The organism is Lacisediminihabitans sp. H27-G8, from assembly GCF_046156175.1.
Classification (GTDB): domain Bacteria; phylum Actinomycetota; class Actinomycetes; order Actinomycetales; family Microbacteriaceae; genus Lacisediminihabitans.
Map to the genome: position 1 here is coordinate 279987 of NZ_JAYLVL010000004.1, position 16486 is coordinate 296472.

The 16486-nt window shown below is 66.6% G+C and carries 16 protein-coding genes; 11 read left to right on the plus strand and 5 right to left on the minus strand.

Going from position 1 to position 16486, the window contains the following annotated elements:
- Window positions 1–49: 49 nt before the first annotated feature.
- Window positions 50–691, minus strand: a complete 642-nt coding sequence (locus tag VLI63_RS14300; protein ID WP_409157531.1) for a Maf family protein — start codon at window positions 689–691, stop codon at window positions 50–52.
- 26 nt (window positions 692–717) lie between these two features.
- On the opposite strand from VLI63_RS14300, the gene VLI63_RS14305 reads away from it, so the two are divergent.
- The 4 genes from VLI63_RS14305 to VLI63_RS14320 all read left to right on the plus strand — a co-directional run bounded on the left by VLI63_RS14305 (window position 718) and on the right by VLI63_RS14320 (window position 5307).
- Entirely contained in the window at window positions 718–1992 is a 1275-nt protein-coding gene (locus VLI63_RS14305) for a class I SAM-dependent RNA methyltransferase (RefSeq protein ID WP_409157532.1), read from the plus strand.
- Between the two features lie 201 nt (window positions 1993–2193).
- Window positions 2194–2898: a response regulator gene (locus VLI63_RS14310; RefSeq protein ID WP_409157533.1), complete on the plus strand. Its 705-nt coding sequence runs from the start codon at window positions 2194–2196 to the stop codon at window positions 2896–2898.
- 76 nt (window positions 2899–2974) lie between these two features.
- Entirely contained in the window at window positions 2975–4261 is a 1287-nt protein-coding gene (locus VLI63_RS14315; RefSeq protein WP_409157534.1) for a sensor histidine kinase, read from the plus strand.
- Window positions 4258–5307, plus strand: coding sequence for a hypothetical protein (locus tag VLI63_RS14320; protein WP_409157535.1), 1050 nt, complete (start codon window positions 4258–4260; stop codon window positions 5305–5307). Before VLI63_RS14315 ends, VLI63_RS14320 begins: the two co-directional genes overlap by 4 nt.
- Before the next feature lie 573 nt (window positions 5308–5880).
- On the opposite strand, the gene VLI63_RS14325 is transcribed toward VLI63_RS14320, so the two are convergent.
- Both VLI63_RS14325 and VLI63_RS14330 read right to left on the minus strand, forming a co-directional pair.
- Entirely contained in the window at window positions 5881–6138 is a 258-nt protein-coding gene (locus VLI63_RS14325) for an acyl-CoA carboxylase subunit epsilon (protein WP_409157536.1), read from the minus strand.
- On the minus strand, window positions 6135–7736 hold the full coding sequence (locus VLI63_RS14330) for an acyl-CoA carboxylase subunit beta (RefSeq protein ID WP_354574090.1): 1602 nt from the start codon (window positions 7734–7736) through the stop codon (window positions 6135–6137). Before VLI63_RS14330 ends, VLI63_RS14325 begins: the two co-directional genes overlap by 4 nt.
- 155 nt (window positions 7737–7891) lie before the next feature.
- Here VLI63_RS14330 and VLI63_RS14335 point away from each other — a divergent pair, with 155 nt between their 5' ends.
- The 3 genes from VLI63_RS14335 to VLI63_RS14345 all read left to right on the plus strand — a co-directional run bounded on the left by VLI63_RS14335 (window position 7892) and on the right by VLI63_RS14345 (window position 10638).
- On the plus strand, window positions 7892–8704 hold the full coding sequence (locus VLI63_RS14335; protein ID WP_409157537.1) for a biotin--[acetyl-CoA-carboxylase] ligase: 813 nt from the start codon (window positions 7892–7894) through the stop codon (window positions 8702–8704).
- 3 nt (window positions 8705–8707) lie between these two features.
- Window positions 8708–9259, plus strand: a complete 552-nt coding sequence (locus tag VLI63_RS14340; protein WP_409157538.1) for a PH domain-containing protein — start codon at window positions 8708–8710, stop codon at window positions 9257–9259.
- 71 nt (window positions 9260–9330) lie between these two features.
- Window positions 9331–10638, plus strand: coding sequence for a UDP-glucose dehydrogenase family protein (locus tag VLI63_RS14345; RefSeq protein WP_409157539.1), 1308 nt, complete (start codon window positions 9331–9333; stop codon window positions 10636–10638).
- A 2-nt stretch (window positions 10639–10640) separates the two neighbouring features.
- On the opposite strand, the gene VLI63_RS14350 is transcribed toward VLI63_RS14345, so the two are convergent.
- Window positions 10641–11195 carry a GtrA family protein gene (locus VLI63_RS14350; protein WP_409157540.1) on the minus strand — a complete coding sequence of 185 codons (555 nt, stop codon included), beginning with the start codon at window positions 11193–11195 and terminating at the stop codon, window positions 10641–10643.
- 84 nt (window positions 11196–11279) lie between these two features.
- Between VLI63_RS14350 and VLI63_RS14355 the strand changes: the two genes are divergently transcribed.
- From VLI63_RS14355 to VLI63_RS14365, 3 genes are read left to right on the plus strand one after another with little or no spacing between them, the layout of a single operon-like run.
- Window positions 11280–12398, plus strand: coding sequence for a 5-(carboxyamino)imidazole ribonucleotide synthase (locus tag VLI63_RS14355; protein ID WP_409157541.1), 1119 nt, complete (start codon window positions 11280–11282; stop codon window positions 12396–12398).
- A 17-nt stretch (window positions 12399–12415) separates the two neighbouring features.
- Entirely contained in the window at window positions 12416–12928 is a 513-nt protein-coding gene (gene purE / locus VLI63_RS14360) for a 5-(carboxyamino)imidazole ribonucleotide mutase (RefSeq protein ID WP_409157542.1), read from the plus strand.
- A 56-nt stretch (window positions 12929–12984) separates the two neighbouring features.
- Window positions 12985–14268 carry an LCP family protein gene (locus VLI63_RS14365; protein ID WP_409157543.1) on the plus strand — a complete coding sequence of 428 codons (1284 nt, stop codon included), beginning with the start codon at window positions 12985–12987 and terminating at the stop codon, window positions 14266–14268.
- Window positions 14269–14408: 140 nt separating this feature from the next.
- On the opposite strand, the gene VLI63_RS14370 is transcribed toward VLI63_RS14365, so the two are convergent.
- Window positions 14409–15551 (minus strand): glycosyltransferase family 4 protein, encoded by a 1143-nt coding sequence (locus tag VLI63_RS14370; protein WP_409157544.1) that lies wholly within the window; start codon window positions 15549–15551, stop codon window positions 14409–14411.
- A gap of 176 nt (window positions 15552–15727) precedes the next feature.
- On the opposite strand from VLI63_RS14370, the gene VLI63_RS14375 reads away from it, so the two are divergent.
- Window positions 15728–16486 (plus strand): class I SAM-dependent methyltransferase, encoded by a 759-nt coding sequence (locus VLI63_RS14375; RefSeq protein ID WP_409157545.1) that lies wholly within the window; start codon window positions 15728–15730, stop codon window positions 16484–16486.

Below are 16486 nucleotides of genomic sequence, written 5' to 3' on the forward strand. Positions count from 1 at the left end.
GTGGTGGGCTACAAAAATGACGGATGACTCCTTAACGGGTTCCACAAGATCACCGGTTCCACAGCGACGGCCAGCCCACGTCGAACTGGAGCAGCAGCGACCGCAGTGTCGACAGGGATAGCCCGACGACCGCGTGGGGATCACCGTCCACGGCGGTGATGAAGGGCGCGCCGAGACTGTCGATCGTGAACGCGCCGGCCACTTCGAGTGGTTCGCCGGTGGCGATGTAGGCGTCGATCTCGTGATCGGAGATGTCGGCGGCGAAAGTCACCCCGGCCGTCGCGACTTCGCCGACCGCTCCCCGAAGCCGTCCGCCCCGATGATCGATGAGCCAGTGTCCGGAGTGGAGGTGTCCCGTGCGGCCGCGCTGGAGCATCCAGCGTTCACGGGCCACCTCTGGCAGATGCGGCTTGCCGTAGACGATGCCGTCGAGCTCGAAGGCCGAATCCCCGCCGAGCACGAACCCGTCCACCTCCGGGCCGAGCACAGCGGATGCCTTGAGCCGGGCGAGCAGGAGAACCATGTCGACCGGGGTGATCGGCGCTGCGGCCTCCACCGCGGCATCCTCGTCGACATACGAGGGCACGACAACGGGCTCGATCCCCGCGGCGCGAAGCGTGGCCAACCGGGCGGGAGAGGTGGAGGCGAGGTAGAGGCGCGTGGGCGATCGAGGCTCGGATGAGTGGGGCACGGCGCCTCCTGTGGCAAGCTCGAGGGATGGGTGAATTGCTGGGCACAGAGGTCGAGATCGACGTAACCAACGTAGCCCACGGGGGTGTTGCGGTGGCGAGGCACGAGGGCCGCGTGATCTTCGTGAGCGACGCCATCCCCGGAGAGCGGGTGCTGGCGCGGATTACTGATGACTCGAAGAAGTCCTTCTGGCGGGCCGAGACGGTGGCCGTGGTGACGGCATCCGAACACCGCCAGCCGCACATCTGGGGCGCGGCATCCATCGATCGTGCGCCGGAAGAGCGTGCCGGCGGTGCCGAGTTCGGCCACATCGAGATCGGTCACCAGCGCGAGCTCAAGCGCCAGGTGCTCGCCGATTCCCTGAAGCGCATGGCCGGTATCGAGAGCGACGTCTCCGTCGACGCGATCCCCGGCAATCCGGATGGCACGGGATGGCGCACCCGCCTCAGACTGCACGTCGCGGCCGATGGCACGCCCGGCCCGTATGCCGCGCGCTCGCACCACGTCGTCGAGGTCACGGACCTCCCGCTCGCGACCGCCGAGGTCGCGGCGATCACTCCCCTCGATGAGCGGTTCCCCGGTTTCGACCACGTGGACGTGGTCGTGCCGAGCGCTGGCAATCCCTTCGTTCTCACCGGCAACGCCCCGAAGCCCAGCCGAGAGCGGGGAAAGGGCGAGAAAGCCGAGCGACCTAAGGCCCAACGCATCGTCGAGCGGGTCGGCGACCGGGAGTTCCGCCTTGATGCCCGCGGCTTCTGGCAGGTGCACCGTCATGCCGCGGAGACCCTCACTCTCGCCGTCCAGGAGGCGATCGACGCGAGTCTGTTCGACCCGCGTGCGGCGAATCTCGACCTCTATGGCGGAGTCGGACTGCTCGCGGCCGCCGTCGGGGACCGTTTCGGAAACCACCTGCGCATCACCACGGTGGAGAGCGACCCCTTGGCCACCGATCACGCCGCCGAGAATCTCTCGGAGTGGGTGGGCGCCGCGGCCGTCACCGCACGAGTGGACAACTTCCTGCGGCAGCTTCGATCCACCGCGAGCCCGAGCGAACGCACCAGGCTCGGTGCGGGAACGGTAATCCTCGATCCGCCGCGTGCGGGGGCGGGCAAGGCCGTCGTCGACGAACTGCTCACCCTCGACCCGGCGCAGGTTGTCTATGTGGCGTGCGATCCGGTGGCCCTGGCGCGGGATGTCGCGCTGTTCGCCGCCGGAGGCTACGCGCTCACCCGGCTGCGGGCTTTCGACCTCTTTCCGAACACGCACCACGTCGAAGCGGTGGCGACCCTCACGAAGGCGTAGACACCGACGATCCCGCAGTGCCGTGACGCTGCACCGCCGCATCCCTCGATCCGCAAGAAGGGGGGCGTGAGCTCGACGACCAATTGCGACACACGTGCTCGGATGCCGCCGCTCTCGCCTCCGGGTGCTCTGGTGGCCGGTACCATGGTCTCCGGGGGAATGACTGAATTACCAGCAACACGGGGGCAGACGGGATCGACCATGGCGCAGACCACAACAGAGGAACCCACACCCCGAATGCACCAGAGTGCAGTACGGGTGTCGGTCGTAGACGACCATGAATCGGTGAGACTGGGGCTCAAGGCCGCCTGTATCGAAGCCGGATTCGACTTCATTCTCGCCGCGGCATCCGTGCAGGAATTCGTCGACAATCTCTACGGCCGGGAGAACGACGTCGTCGTGCTCGACCTGTCGCTCGGCGATGGTTCGACGGTCACCGAGAACGTGAAGCGGGTGCAAGCCACCGGCTCGGCCGTGCTGATCCATTCGATCGCCGATCGGGTCGCCTCGGTTCGAGAGGCGCTCGCCGCCGGAGCGGCCGGAGTCATCCCCAAATCATCCGCGACGAAGACCGTCATGTCGGCGGTCGAGACCGTCGCGCGCGGCGAGGTGCTCAACAACCTCGAATGGGCGACCGCGATCGACGCGGACCGTGATTTCGCCAAGGCTCAGCTCGGGCGTCGCGAGCGCGAGATCCTGCACCTGTACGCGTCTGGCCTTCCTTTGAAGCTCGCGGCCCAGCAGCTCGGCATCGGGTACTCGACCGCACGGGAATACCTCGACCGCATCCGCGTGAAGTACGTGGAGGTCGGTCGACCGGCGCCGACGAAGGTCGATCTGCTGCGTCGCGCTGTGGAAGACGGAATCCTGCCGGGTCTCGACCCGGATGGTGGTGATGGCCGCTAAGGGAGGTTCGCCGCCGCCCGGATCACTGGCCCGGCAACCACACAATCCGATCAGTCGACCGCAGATCGAGACCGTCGTGTCTCGATCCGTGGCCATCTTCGGTTTGGTGTTCGGCGCCCAGGCCGTTCCTGCGGCGCTTCAGCAGTTGCCGACCGCGTCGACAGTCTGGGCGATCACCTTCGGTGTCGGCATCTACGGCGGTATCGTCGCCACGCTCGTGGCATCTTTCGCGAAGCGATGGGTGCGCGGTGTCAACGCGTACGTCTCATTCGCCTACCTCGTCGCCCTCACGGGATGGCCATTCGTCGTCGACGAGCCGCTCACCGTGGTGACCGAGCGCCCGTGGCTCTGGCTCCTGTGCACGGTCGCCACGTCCACAGCCGCCATCGCCTTCACCACCTGGCAGGCCACCGCGTATCTCTTCGTCACCCCGGTGATCTACGGCCTCGTGCGGATCACGCCGGCCGGCGGCGGAGCGAGCGTCGCTTCGGCGACCCTCGACATCGCGTACGCGATAATCCTGGGCGGGGCCGTCCTGATCCTGATCACTCTCTTGCGACAGGCCGCTGCCTCCGTCGACAACGCGCAGGGCACCGCGCTCGACCGCTACGCGCACGCCGTGAGGCAGCATGCGACGGAGGTGGAGCGGGTGCAGGTGGATTCCATCGTGCACGACAGCGTGCTCACCACCCTGCTCTCGGCAGCCCGCGCCTACACACCGGAGGCGAAGGACCTCGCCACGCGCATGGCCCGCAACGCCATGGGCCATCTGAAGGATGCCGCGGCCGCGTCACCCGACGACGACGCGACGGTCACCCTCGATCAGCTCGCCCGGCGGATCGTGGATTCGATGAGCACACTCTCCGGGCCCTTCGAGCTGCGGACGCGGGCTGCCGGGACGGGAACCATCCCGGTTCAGTCCTCGGAAGCAGTCCACTCGGCCGCGATGCAGGCGATGGTCAACAGCCTCCAGCACGCCGGCACCGGCGACGATGTGCATCGCTGGCTCGTCGTCGAGGGGGCTGCTGGGGGAGGCATCCGCATCGGTGTCGGTGATGATGGAGCGGGATTCGCTTTCGACAGCGTTCCGAGCGAGCGCCTCGGGCTCCGGGTGTCGATCATCGAGCGTGTCGCGAACGCCGGCGGATCCGTCGAGGTGGATGCGGGCATCGACCGGGGCGCCGTGATCTGGATCACCTGGCCCCAGGTGAGTTCTGCCTCGGGCGGGCACGGGGACCTGGCTACCGAGGCCTCGACGGCCGCGGGCACCCCTGTGAGGACCGGCGCTGTCACGACCGGCGCTGTCACGACCGGCGCTGTCACGCCGACTGCCGCGACGACCGGGGAAGGCCAAACCCTGTGATCGTCTCCGTGCCCCGACTCCTCATCATCTCCCTCGCGGCGATCTTCTCGGCCTACCACCTCGTGCTCGCCGTGGTGTCGATCGATGTGCCCCACCAGAAGGCTCCCTACATCGCCGCGATGGTGCTGTACGGGCTGGCGACCCTGCTCAGCCTCCTGCTCTCGCGCACCCAGCGGATGCCGACGTGGGTCGCCGCATTCAATGTCGCCGTCGCCGTCGTTGTGCCCCTGCTCGTGACCAGCCAGTTCGACCAGGCCGAGGCGAAGGGCACGTACGCCGCCTGGCACACGGCCGCCATCGGCACGCTGATGGTCATCACCTCCACCCGGCGACGTCACACCTTCGCCTGGATCGGCACCGCAGCCCTCGTGGTGCAGACCGTGGCCTGGGCCGGCCCCGGGGGTCTCGTCGCGTACGGGGTGATCGGCAGCGTCGGCTGGGTCGCCGTCTCGCAGGCACTGTCCCTCTCCCTCGCGAAGGCGGGCAGGGACACCCGGCAGTATGCCCTCGCCGAGCGTGAGGCCGTGGAGTGGCGAGCCGCCCAGGAGGCTCATGTCTCCGAGCGGCAGTTCCGTCTCGGCCAGACGAGCCGGATGTCACTGCCGATGTTGCGCCAGATCGTGGCGGTCGGTGGCGAACTCACCGACTCGCAGCGCCTCGAATGCCTCTACCTCGAGGGCGCGATCCGCGATGAGATCCGCGGTCGAAAGCTCTTGAACGACCGCGTGCGTGAGCAGATCATGATCGCCCGCCGCAACGGGACCATCGTCACCCTTCTCGACGAGGGAGGCATCGATGACCTCTCGGACGCGGATCTCGAACGGGTGCTGAATCGGCTGGCAGACGCGATCCGTGACACGAAGACCGGCAAGCTCATCGCGCGTACCGTGCCCGAGGGTTCCGATATCGCGGTGACCGTTGTGGGGCTCTCCTCGTTCGACGAGGGACATTCCAGTGCGCTCGGCAGCCAGGGAATCGACGACGAAGAGGATCGGGTGGATCTCTGGCTCGAGATTCCCCGCACCGGGGTGACGGTCTCCGCCTGAGCCGGTATCACCGGCGGCTCGTCCGCGACGCCGAGCGACGCTCACAGTGCCCGGAGCGAGATGCCCAGCCCTGAAAGCCCGGAACAGACAAGGTCCGAAGACCAAGCCCGGCCGCGAATGCCCCGGACGTGGAAAACGGGACCGGCCCCCGAAGGCCGATCCCGTTTCAAGCTCCGGGTCAGGGCAATAACCCGAATATTGCCCTGACCCGCCCCCAAGCCATGAACCCGCTTACCCTAGTCGGTCCATGGTTGGCGGTGTAACTCAAAGAGCAACACCTAGCAAGATCAATACTGCGGCCCCGGGGCACCCCCGCAAAGTCGACACTTCGGGGGACATTCGGGGGACAGTTTTGTCCCCCTGTTCAGAAAATAGCCCCGTCAGAGCCAATATATTGTTGTCCCCCTCGACGGATCAAGGGGTACATTTCGCAATTCGCTGAGCTATTGAGCGGTGTCCGTCATTCAGCGACACTGATTCCGTAGCGATCGCTGCGGAATCCGTATATTTCGAGCCCGGATTTGCGCGATACCGAAGTATCACCCCCGAAGGGGTCACATTCTCGCCTGCGAGCTATCCAGAGAAGGAGCGCCAGGCTCCCGCGCCGCGAACGAGCGGTCTGCGGATGCTGCGCTGGCTGCGCTGCCACGCACTGACGGCGAGGCCCTCAGCGCGCTGCCCGTCCTCGAGCTCTTCGATCATCGACGTGAGCACTGCGGTCACCGCGGCCAGCTCCGCGGGGGTCGGGCGCCCCGCGATCACCTCGAACTCCGGGCCGTCGCCCGCCTCGCGAGGCTCCCCATCGTCGATCCCCGGCTGCTGGAGGGTCACAGCGGGATGTTCCCGTGCTTCTTGGGTGGCAGGGTGGCCCGCTTGGTCCTGAGCGCCCTGAGGGCCTTCACGACCACTACGCGGGTCGCGGCCGGCTCGATCACGCCGTCGAGCTCACCGCGCTCCGCAGCCAGGAAGGGAGATGCGACGTTGTAGGTGTACTCGTTGGCGAGCTTCGTGCGTACCGCAGCAACATCCTCTCCCGCCGCTTCGGCGGCCTTGATCTCGTTGCGGTAGAGGATGTTCACGGCCCCCTGCCCGCCCATGACGGCGATCTCGGCGGTCGGCCAGGCGTAGTTGAGGTCGGCTCCGAGCTGCTTGGAACCCATCACGATGTAGGCCCCTCCGTAGGCCTTGCGGGTGATGACGGTCACGAGCGGCACGGTGGCCTCGGCGTAGGCGTAGAGCAGCTTCGCACCGCGGCGGATGACCCCGGTCCATTCCTGGTCGGTGCCCGGCAGGTAGCCGGGAACGTCGACGAGGGTCAGGATCGGGATCGAGAAGGCGTCGCAGAACCGAACGAAGCGGCTCGCCTTCTCGCCGGCCTCGATGTTGAGGGTTCCCGCCATGGCGTTCGGCTGGTTCGCGACGACACCCACCGCGCGCCCCTCGACCCGGCCGAAGCCGACGACGATGTTGGGGGCGAAGAGCGGCTGGGTCTCGAGAAAGTCGCCGTTGTCGACGATGTGCTCGATGATCGTCTTCATGTCGTAGGGCTGGTTGGGGCTGTCCGGGATCACCGTGTTGAGCTTGCGGTCCGCATCCGTCGTCTCGAGTTCGACATCGCTCTCGTAGACCGGATGCTCGGCGAGGTTGTTGTCGGGCAGGAAGCTGAGCAGCGTGCGCGCGTAGTCGAGCGCGTCATCCTCATCGCTGGCGAGCCAGTGCGCGACGCCAGAGATCTTGTTGTGGGTGAGGGCTCCGCCGAGCTCCTCCATGCCGACGTCCTCGCCGGTGACGGTCTTGATCACGTCGGGCCCGGTCACGAACATCTGGCTGGTCTTGTCGACCATGATCACGAAGTCGGTGAGCGCGGGGGAGTAGACCGCGCCACCGGCTGCCGGTCCCATGATGATCGAGATCTGGGGGATGACCCCGGAGGCGGCGGTATTGCGGCGGAAGATCTCGCCGTACTTGCCGAGGGCGACGACGCCCTCCTGGATGCGGGCGCCTCCCGAGTCCAGCATTCCGATGATCGGCACGCCGGTCTTGAGGGCGAGATCCATCACCTTGATGATCTTCTCTCCGGCCACCTCGCCGAGCGATCCGCCGAAGATGGTGAAGTCCTGACTGTAGACCGCGACCTGGCGACCGTGGATGGTGCCGGTGCCGGTGACGACCGCGTCGCCGTAGGGCCGCTTCTTCTCCATACCGAAGGCGTGGGTGCGGTGGCGCACGAACTCGTCGAGTTCGACGAAGGATCCGTGATCGAGCAGCTGCTCGATGCGCTCCCGTGCTGTCTTCTTGCCCTTGGAGTGTTGCTTCTCGATGGCCGCCTCACCGCTCGCGGTCACGGCCTCGTGATAGCGAACTTTCAGGTCGGCGAGCTTGCCCGCGGTGGTGTACAGGTCATTCGTGGCGTTCGTATCTGCAGTCACGCGTTCACTTTACCGTCGGGCTTCCGCGCGACCCGGTGGTGAGATCCTACAAAGCTGGTCGCCGCAGCCCGTTGCGACGGATACTGCCTCCCCGCCCCATCCCCCTCATGCCCCTCCCCACACCGATCGCGGCAGAGTGCCCGTAGCCTTGGGGGATGCAGCTTCCCCGCAGCGCCGCAGTCGCCTCCCGCCTCGAGATCCTCGACGAGTGTGGCTCGACCAACACCGAGCTGGCTTCCCGGGCGTCCGGTGCCGACGGGGACGGCTGGCCCGACTTCTCCGTTCTCGTCACTGCGAACCAGACGGATGGGCGCGGGCGACTCGGCCGCGTCTGGATTGCGCCGCCGGGCCAGACTCTCGCGATCTCCGTGCTGCTTCGGCCGCGCCTTCCTGCCGGAGAGCCCCTCGAGATCGACCACTACGGGTGGTTGTCCCTCATCGCGGGAATCGCCATGACGAACGCGCTCGCGCCACTCGTTCCGGCGCATTCCGTGCGGCTGAAGTGGCCCAACGACGTGCAGATCGATGGGCGGAAGGTCGCGGGGCTGCTTGCCGAGCTGCTCCCCGGCGGGCGTTCCGTCGTGATGGGCGCCGGTCTCAACCTCAGCATCGGCGAGGCGGACCTGCCGACGCCGACCGCGACCTCCGTGGGACTCAACGATCCGGTCGCTTCGGATGCCGAACTCGCCGACCGAGCGCTCGCCGGCTATCTCGGCGAGCTGGGGAGGCTGTACGCCGAATTCCTGCGCTTCGGAGCCGACCCGGAGGCCAGCGGCATCGGGGAGCAGCTGCGCGACCTGTGTAGCACTCTCGGCAGCCAGGTGCGAGTGCTCCTCCCGGGTGGTAATGAGCTTCTCGGCACAGCGGTCGGCATCGACGGCAGCGGCCGGCTGACGGTGAAGAAGTCTTCGGATGGCGGGGTAGTGGCTGTCGCCGCCGGCGACGTGACCCATCTGCGGTATGAATAGGTGATGAGCGACGTACAGGACACGGAGCGGGTGGTGGCCCGGCTGAGGCCGCATGGCCGCGTCCTGTTCTGGCCGAGCGTGCTGCTCATCGCGGTCGCGGCCGCCGTCGGATATTTCCAGGGGAGTTTTGCCGAGTCCTGGCAGAACATCGCCCTTCTGGCCGGTGCCGCCCTCGTGGTCGTATTCCTGTGGTTGCTCCCGCTCGTGGCGTGGCTGGGAAAGCGATACGTGATCACAACGCGCCGCATCATCCTGCGTACCGGCTTCTTCGTGCGCATCCGCCAGGAGCTCCTGCACAGCCGGGGCTACGACGTGACGGTGCGCCAGAACGGATTGCAGAGCGTGTTCCGCAGCGGCAACATCCTCATCAACACCGGGCTCGACCAGCCCGTCGTGCTTCGGGACGTGCCCGGGGCGGACCTCGTGCAGGCCGCGCTCCACGATCTCATGGAGAAAAGTCTCAACCCTATTGCGGCGAGGCGCCAGGCCGAGGCCTCGCGTTCGGGGCGGAATGCAGCACCCAGCGACGAGACGACCGCGTGGGGACAGCGCTGAGTTCAGTAACGTGGGTCTCACCTGATCGTGTGTCTCACCTGATCGTGTGTCTCACCTGCCCGAGGGATGTCATGAAAATATCTGTGATCGGTTGCGGCTATCTCGGCGTAGTGCACGCCGCATGCATGACCGAATTGGGTCACGAGGTCATCGGCATCGACGTCGACTCGGACAGAATCGCGCTTCTGGCGGCCGGCACCCCGCCCTTCTTCGAACCCGGCCTTCCGGAGCTTCTCTCGCGGTCCATGCAGACCGGCCGCTTGAGGTTCAGCACCGATATCTCGGAGGTTCGCGGTTCCGAGGTCCATTTCGTGGCGGTGGGAACGCCCCAGCTCGCGGACAGCGATGCGGCGGATCTCCGTTTTGTGTGGGCGGCCGTCGACTCCCTCCTTCCGCAGCTCGCATCGGGCGACCTCGTCGTCGGAAAGTCCACGGTGCCGGTGGGAACCGCCCGGCGGCTGGCCGATATCGTCACCGCCCACGGCTCGGGCGCGACTCTCGCGTGGAATCCCGAATTCCTGCGTGAGGGTTTCGCCGTGAAGGACACCCTCGATCCGGATCGTCTCGTTTACGGACTCGATGCGAGCGACAGTCGGGGAGAAGGCACCCTCGACGCCGTCTACGCCCGGGCGCTGGCCGGCGGTACCCCGAAGGTCGTCACGGATTTCGCCACCGCGGAGCTGGTGAAAGTTGCAGCCAACGCCTTCCTCGCCACGAAGATCTCCTTCATCAATGCCATGGCCGAGGTCGCGGAGGCGACCGGGGCCGACGTGACACAGCTGGCTGATGCGATCGGCTACGACGCGCGGATCGGACGCCGGTTTCTCAACGCCGGCCTCGGCTTCGGGGGCGGATGTCTGCCCAAGGACATCCGCGGATTCATGGCGCGGGCCAAAGAGCTCGGCGTCGACCAGGCGCTCACCTTCCTCGGCGAGGTCGACCGCATCAACAACCGGCGTCGCGAGCGCATGGTCGACCTGGCGAAGGAAGTCGTCGGGGGTTCGCTCGCGGGCAAACGCATCGCCGTGCTCGGGCTCGCGTTCAAGCCCGATTCCGACGATGTGCGTGACTCGCCGGCCCTCGATGTGACACTCCGGCTGATCGAATCCGGGGCAACGGTGCGTGCCACCGACCCCCAGGCCGTCGAGACGGCGCGACGCCGCTTCCCCGACGTTGACTACGTCGCATCCGCTGCCGACGCGGCGGAGGGAGCTGACGCGGTGCTCCTGCTGACGGAGTGGCGCGAATACCGTGACCTCGACCCGGCGGCTTTCGGCGGGTTGGTCGGCACGAAGGCGATCCTCGACGGGCGAAACTGCCTCGATCCGGTCGCCTGGCGTGCCGCGGGCTGGAGCTATCGCGCCCTCGGCCGGCCGTAGCCTCAGCTCGCAGCGGTTTCGCTCGCGCTCTTCTCGTCTTCGAAGATCGCGAGGCGCGCCGCCTCGGCCGTGTGTTCGCGGGCCGTCAGGCCGTCGGCACGATGGTGTCCGTAGACCCAGAAGCGGTAGAGCAGGAAGCGGAACGAGGTGCCGAGCACCAGTCCGACGAGGTTCGAGGAGATGTTGTCGGCGAGGAGCGAGGTGAAGCCGAGGAGGTAGTGGGAGACCCACAGGCAGGCGAGCCCGATGAGGATGCCCCCCACCGATACCGCGCTGAATTCCGCGAGCTCGAGCAGGTAGTTCTTGCGCCGATGTTCCCGGAAGGTCCAGTAGCGGTTTCCGAACCACGTGACGACGGTCGCAATGCCGGCCGAGAGGATCTTTGCGCCGATCGGCCCCTGGAAGAAGTGGCCGTCGCCGAAAGCACCGAGGCGGAGGGCGTTGAAGAGCCCAACATCGACGAAGTAACCGGCGAGACCGACGACTCCGAATTTGAGCACGTACCGCAGGAGCTTCTCGTAGAGCAGACGTCCGAGGGTGACGAGGCGGGAGGGCATGGCGCCCTCCTTCGAGGGATCGGTGAACGGGCTCGAGAATCATAACCGGCTGCCCCGATGCTTATCCGAAAGTAGGCTGGCAGCGTGACTCTTCGGGTAGGTGTGATCGGTGGCGGACAGCTCGCGAGAATGATGATTCCCGCGGCGGTGAACCTCGGCATCGAGTTGAGTGTGTTCGCCGAGACCGCAGGCGAATCGGCTTCCCTCGCGGTGACGACCCTTGGCGACTTCCGGGACGTCGCCGACGTCCTTCCCTTCGCCCGCACCGTGGATGTCGTGACCTTCGATCACGAGCATGTGCCGCAGGAGGTGCTCGCGGCCCTCCTCGAGGCGGGCGTGGCGGTTCGCCCCGACCCCGAAGCCCTGCTCTACGCCCAGGACAAGCTCCTCATGCGTGAGCGCCTGTCGGCTCTCGGCCTCCCGGTGCCGGACTGGGCGCGGATCGACGAGGAAGCTCAGCTCGCCGAATTCCTTTCCGACCACGGCGGCCGTGCCGTGGTGAAGACCGCCACCGGCGGTTACGACGGCAAAGGGGTGCGGGTGGTCCGCACCGCGTCCGAGGCTTCCGATTGGCTTGCCCTCGGGCATCCGCTGCTCGCCGAGGAGTTGGTGGAATTCCGACGCGAACTCGCCCAGTCGGTCGCCCGTCGCCCGTCGGGTGAACTCGCCTGCTGGCCGGTGGTGGAGAGCATCCAACGCGACGGCGTCTGCGCGGAAGTGATCGCCCCCGCTCCCTCGTCCCGCGGAAGGCTCGCGGATGTCGCGGAGGAGATAGCGCGGTCCGTCGCGGAGAACCTCGGGGTGACCGGCGTGCTCGCGGTGGAGCTCTTCGAGACCACCGACGATCGGCTTCTGGTCAACGAGCTCGCGATGCGCCCCCACAACACGGGGCACTGGACGATCGACGGCTCCACCACGAGCCAGTTCGAGCAACACCTGCGTGCGGTGCTCGACCTGCCCCTCGGCGCGACCGGATGCCGTGACGAGTGGTCGGTGATGGTCAACATCCTCGGTGGTCCGGCGACAGGCGACCTCGATGACCGCTATCCGCACGCCTTCTCCGACGAGCCCTCGGTGAAGGTGCACAATTACGGCAAGTCGCCGAGGCCCGGGCGCAAGGTGGGCCATGTCACGGCAGTGGGAGCCGACCTCGACGAGGTCGTGTTCCAGGCGCGTGCCGCTGCAGAGCATTACCAGAACTGACCTTTAGGCTGATCGCTATGCCCGAGCCCCTGTCTTCTGCGCGGCCCATCGTGGCCGTCGTCATGGGGTCCGACTCCGACTGGACCGTCATGAAAGACGCCGCGGCGGTCCTCGCCGAGTTCGACGTGTCCCACGAGGTGGAGGTGGTCTCGGCCCATCGGACCCCCGAGAAGATGATCTCCTTCGGGCGGGATGCAGCGGGCCGCGGCATCCGCGTGATCATCGCCGGTGCCGGTGGCGCCGCCCACCTTCCCGGAATGCTCGCGGCCGTCACCACCCTTCCCGTGGTCGGAGTGCCTGTCGCCCTGGCGAAGCTCGACGGGCTCGATTCCCTTCTCTCGATCGTGCAGATGCCCGCCGGAGTCCCCGTGGCCACGGTGTCGATCGGCGGCGCACGAAATGCCGGGCTCCTGGCGATCCGGATGCTGGCGATCTCCGATCCCGCGCTCTCGGCGGCGCTCGCCGGCTTCGCTCGCGATCTCGAAGCCTCCGTGGCGGCCAAAAACACCGCGCTGAAGTCGAGCCTGTGAGCGCGATGACCGCGACAAGCCCGATCCGAACCCCGGATCTGCGGTCTACCCCGACCATGACCAAGCGAGCATGGTGGCTCGTCGGTCTCAACCTGCTCATCCCCGGCTCGGCGCAGATTCTCGCGGGCAATCGTCGTCTCGGACGTTTCGGTGTCGGCACCACGTTCCTGCTGTGGGGCATCGGCATCGTCGGCATCACCACCTGGATCGTCGTCCATACCGTGATCCTCAGCATCGTGACCAATCCGATCGGGCTCACCGTCATCCAGGTCGTCCTGGCCGCCTACGCCGCGCTCTGGATCGTGCTCACCCTCGACACCCTTCGGCTCACCAGGCTCATCGCCACCGCGCCGGCGATGCGGCCCGCGATCGCCGCCCTCTCGATCCTCGCCCTCGTCGCCACTGCCGGGGTCGCCGGCTACGGGGCCGTCAGCGCCGGCAGCGCGCGCAACGCGGTCAGTGCGATCTTCGCCGGAAGCGACATGGCCGCGCCGGTCGACGGTCGATACAACATCCTGCTGCTGGGAGGCGATGCCGGGCCAGACCGCACCGGCCTCCGACCCGACAGCACCTCGGTGGCGAGCATCGACGCGCAAACCGGAGCCACCACGATCATCGGCATTCCCCGCAACATGGAGCAGATCCAGTTCGCGAAAGGTTCGCCGCTCTACGGTCCCTTCCCGAACGGCTACGACTGTGGCGACCAGTGCCTCATCGACTACCTGTACACCTATGCGGACGAGCACAAGTCCCTCTACCCGAATGCTGAATCGAAGGGCAGCTCGGCAGGCATCGAGGCGATGAAGGATGCCGCCGAGGGCGTCACCGGACTCAAGATCCAGTACTACGGACTCATCGACATGCAGGGCTTCGCCGACCTGATCGATGCGCTCGGCGGCGTGACGATCGACGTGCCCGCCAAGCTCCCCTACGGACCCGTGACAGCGACCAAGCCCTACGGCACCTTCCCGGCGGGTCCCCAGCACCTGGATGGTGCGCTCGCGCTCTGGTACGGGCGATCCCGCTACATGGGCAACGACTACGAGCGGATGGCCCGCCAGCGGGTGGTGCAGGAGGCGATGCTCAAGCAGTTCCAGCCCCAGATCGTGCTGACGAAATTCCAGGACATCGCCAAGGCCGGAGCGCAGGTGGTGAAGACGGATATCCCTTCGGCGGCACTGCCCGGTTTCGTCGACCTCGCCGAGAAAGCCCGAAAGCTTCCAGTGACCCAGCTCGAGCTGGTGCCCCCCGCGTTCGACCAGACACACCCCGACTATGCGAAGCTCCATGCGGCAGTGCAGGCGGCGACGCGTCCACCGACGGCGACGCCTGCGCCCTAGGGTCTCGATACGCGCCCGGGCGGGCGCTACTCGACCAGCGGAACCGTGGTGGTCGAGGCGGGCGCTCCGCGCCTCCGCTGGTCGAGTAGGGCACTCCGCGCCCGCATCGAGACCGGTCCTCCGCAGCTACAGGTGCGCGGCTACAGGTCAGCGTGCAGCTGCCACACCTTCTCGGCGGAATCCTTCCAGCTGAAGGTGCGCGCGCGGTCCCGACCCGCGAATCCCATGCGCTCCGCACGGGCGGGGTCCGAGGCGACAGACGCGATAGCCTCCGCCAACCGATCGGAGTACGACTCCGCGGGTTCCCGTGCCACCGCGAGGCCGGCTCCCGCAGACACCTCGAGCACCGCCGGCGCATCGGAGTGCACCACCGGGGTTCCGAAGTTGAACGCCTCGATCACGGGCAAGCCGAAACCCTCGGCCAGGCTGGGGAACACAAAGACCGAAGCGCGGTCGAGGGCGACCGCGAGATCAGCGTCGGCAAGATAACCGAGCGCCCGCACGCGTCCCTCCGCGAGTCCCGCTTCCGCGGCGATTCCCACGACATCGAGACCCTGGGATCCCTCGGGTCCGGCGATCAGCAGGGTGTAGCCGTCCAGCTCGGGGGCCGCCATGGCCCGGATGAGTTCGGCGATGCCCTTGTGCGCCTGAAGCGTGCCGACGCTCAGAATGAATCGTTCCGGCAGTTCGAGGCGCTCCGCACGAACGTCTGGATCCACAGGAAGGGTGAGCTTCGAGCTCACTGCTCCGCCGATCACTCGCACCCGATCGCCGAAATCGTGGATCTCGGCGAGCTGGGACGCCACAGTATGGGTCGGCACGACCACGGCATCCGCGTACTTGTGGGCGCGCTTGACCATCGCCTTGTACCAGCCGAGGCGACGCGAAGAGAGCGCCTCCGGATTGGTCCAGGGGATGGCGTCGTGGATGGTCACTGCGATCTGCTCGCCGACGCTGTTCACTCGATCGTGCTTGAACAGCGGAGCGAACAGTCCGGTCGCGTGGATCATGCCGCTCCCCGGCAGGCGGGTGAATCCGTGTTGCCAGGCCAACTCCAACTCACGGCGAGCGAGGGCACTCTTGAAGAGCCCGTCGAGGCCGGGCAGAACTGTCTCGATCAGTTCGTAGTCCGATTCGGGAGAAGACGAGACGATACCGCTCACGTGACAGCCCCTCGGCGCGGTACGGATCAGTTCGCGGGTGAGCTCTTCCGTGTAGCGACCGATGCCGCCGGGGATCGGGGCGACGATCTGGTCAACGATCACGCGCAGGGTCGTCGTCATGCCACTCCAATGAAGTTGTCGGGGATCGCCGATTCCCCCGGCCTCGACATTACCAGCGAGCCGCAGACCCCGCGAATGGGGGGCAGCATTCACAGCCTCTCCCGTCATCATCCCGCGGCTCCGATCCCCTCAAACGCCGTGCCATCATGGGAGTGCAATCTCGAAGAAGCTCTCGAATGGAAAGTCCTCACGTGTCGAATGACGAACCAGGCTCCGGCAGCTCCGACTATGTGGAGTGGAAAGGGTGGGTCGACCAGACGCCGTTCGGTCTCCTTTCGGCTGGCGAGGCGGCCTATTTCACCAGCGAACTGAAGGACGTGCGTGCGGGTCAGGACGGAATCCGGGATGTTCTCGAAATCGGCTACGGCAATGGATCGTTCCTCGCGTACTGCCGGTCGAAAGGCTGGAAGGTCACGGGAACGGAGCTTGATCCCGGTCTGGTCCAGGCGGGGATCGATTCTGGCTATGAGGTCTTTGCCGCCGATCGAATGGATCAACTCGCCGGCCGCACCTTCGACCTGATCGCGGTCTTCGATGTGCTCGAGCACATACCGCAGGAGTCGGTGCCGGCATTTCTCATCGAGTTGTCCAGCTCTCTCCGCGAGGGGGGCAAGATGATTTTCCGCTTCCCGAATGCCGACAGTTGGCTGGGCAATCCTCTCCAGAATGGTGATCCGACCCACGTCACCGCCATCGGGTATCTCAAAATGACGTTCTTCGCACTCCAGTCCGGACTCGAGGTTGTCGCCTTCCGTGGTGCTCGGCGCCATGGCTTCGCGACGTCAGTCGCCAATGGGATTTACGCTCTCGTCGCGGGACCGGTGATCTCGGTTTCAGCCGCTATCAAGAGAGCGTTGTACTTTCCCGGACTGCCTGTCGTGCTCTCGACATCCAACGTCGTGTGCATAGTTCGTCGTGCGGGAGCATCGCGCTAG

Excerpts from the sequence above, each read along its gene's own strand:
- VLI63_RS14345 (WP_409157539.1), top strand. The coding sequence starts at position 9,331 with ATGAAAATATCTGTGATCGGTTGCGGCTATCTCGGCGTAGTGCACGCC.
- VLI63_RS14370 (WP_409157544.1), bottom strand. The coding sequence starts at position 15,551 with ATGACGACGACCCTGCGCGTGATCGTTGACCAGATCGTCGCCCCGATC.
- VLI63_RS14350 (WP_409157540.1), bottom strand. The coding sequence starts at position 11,195 with ATGCCCTCCCGCCTCGTCACCCTCGGACGTCTGCTCTACGAGAAGCTC.
- VLI63_RS14365 (WP_409157543.1), top strand. The coding sequence starts at position 12,985 with ATGACCAAGCGAGCATGGTGGCTCGTCGGTCTCAACCTGCTCATCCCC.
- VLI63_RS14305 (WP_409157532.1), top strand. The coding sequence starts at position 718 with ATGGGTGAATTGCTGGGCACAGAGGTCGAGATCGACGTAACCAACGTA.
- VLI63_RS14310 (WP_409157533.1), top strand. The coding sequence starts at position 2,194 with ATGGCGCAGACCACAACAGAGGAACCCACACCCCGAATGCACCAGAGT.
- VLI63_RS14340 (WP_409157538.1), top strand. The coding sequence starts at position 8,708 with ATGAGCGACGTACAGGACACGGAGCGGGTGGTGGCCCGGCTGAGGCCG.
- VLI63_RS14335 (WP_409157537.1), top strand. The coding sequence starts at position 7,892 with ATGCAGCTTCCCCGCAGCGCCGCAGTCGCCTCCCGCCTCGAGATCCTC.
- purE (WP_409157542.1), top strand. The coding sequence starts at position 12,416 with ATGCCCGAGCCCCTGTCTTCTGCGCGGCCCATCGTGGCCGTCGTCATG.
- VLI63_RS14375 (WP_409157545.1), top strand. The coding sequence starts at position 15,728 with ATGGAAAGTCCTCACGTGTCGAATGACGAACCAGGCTCCGGCAGCTCC.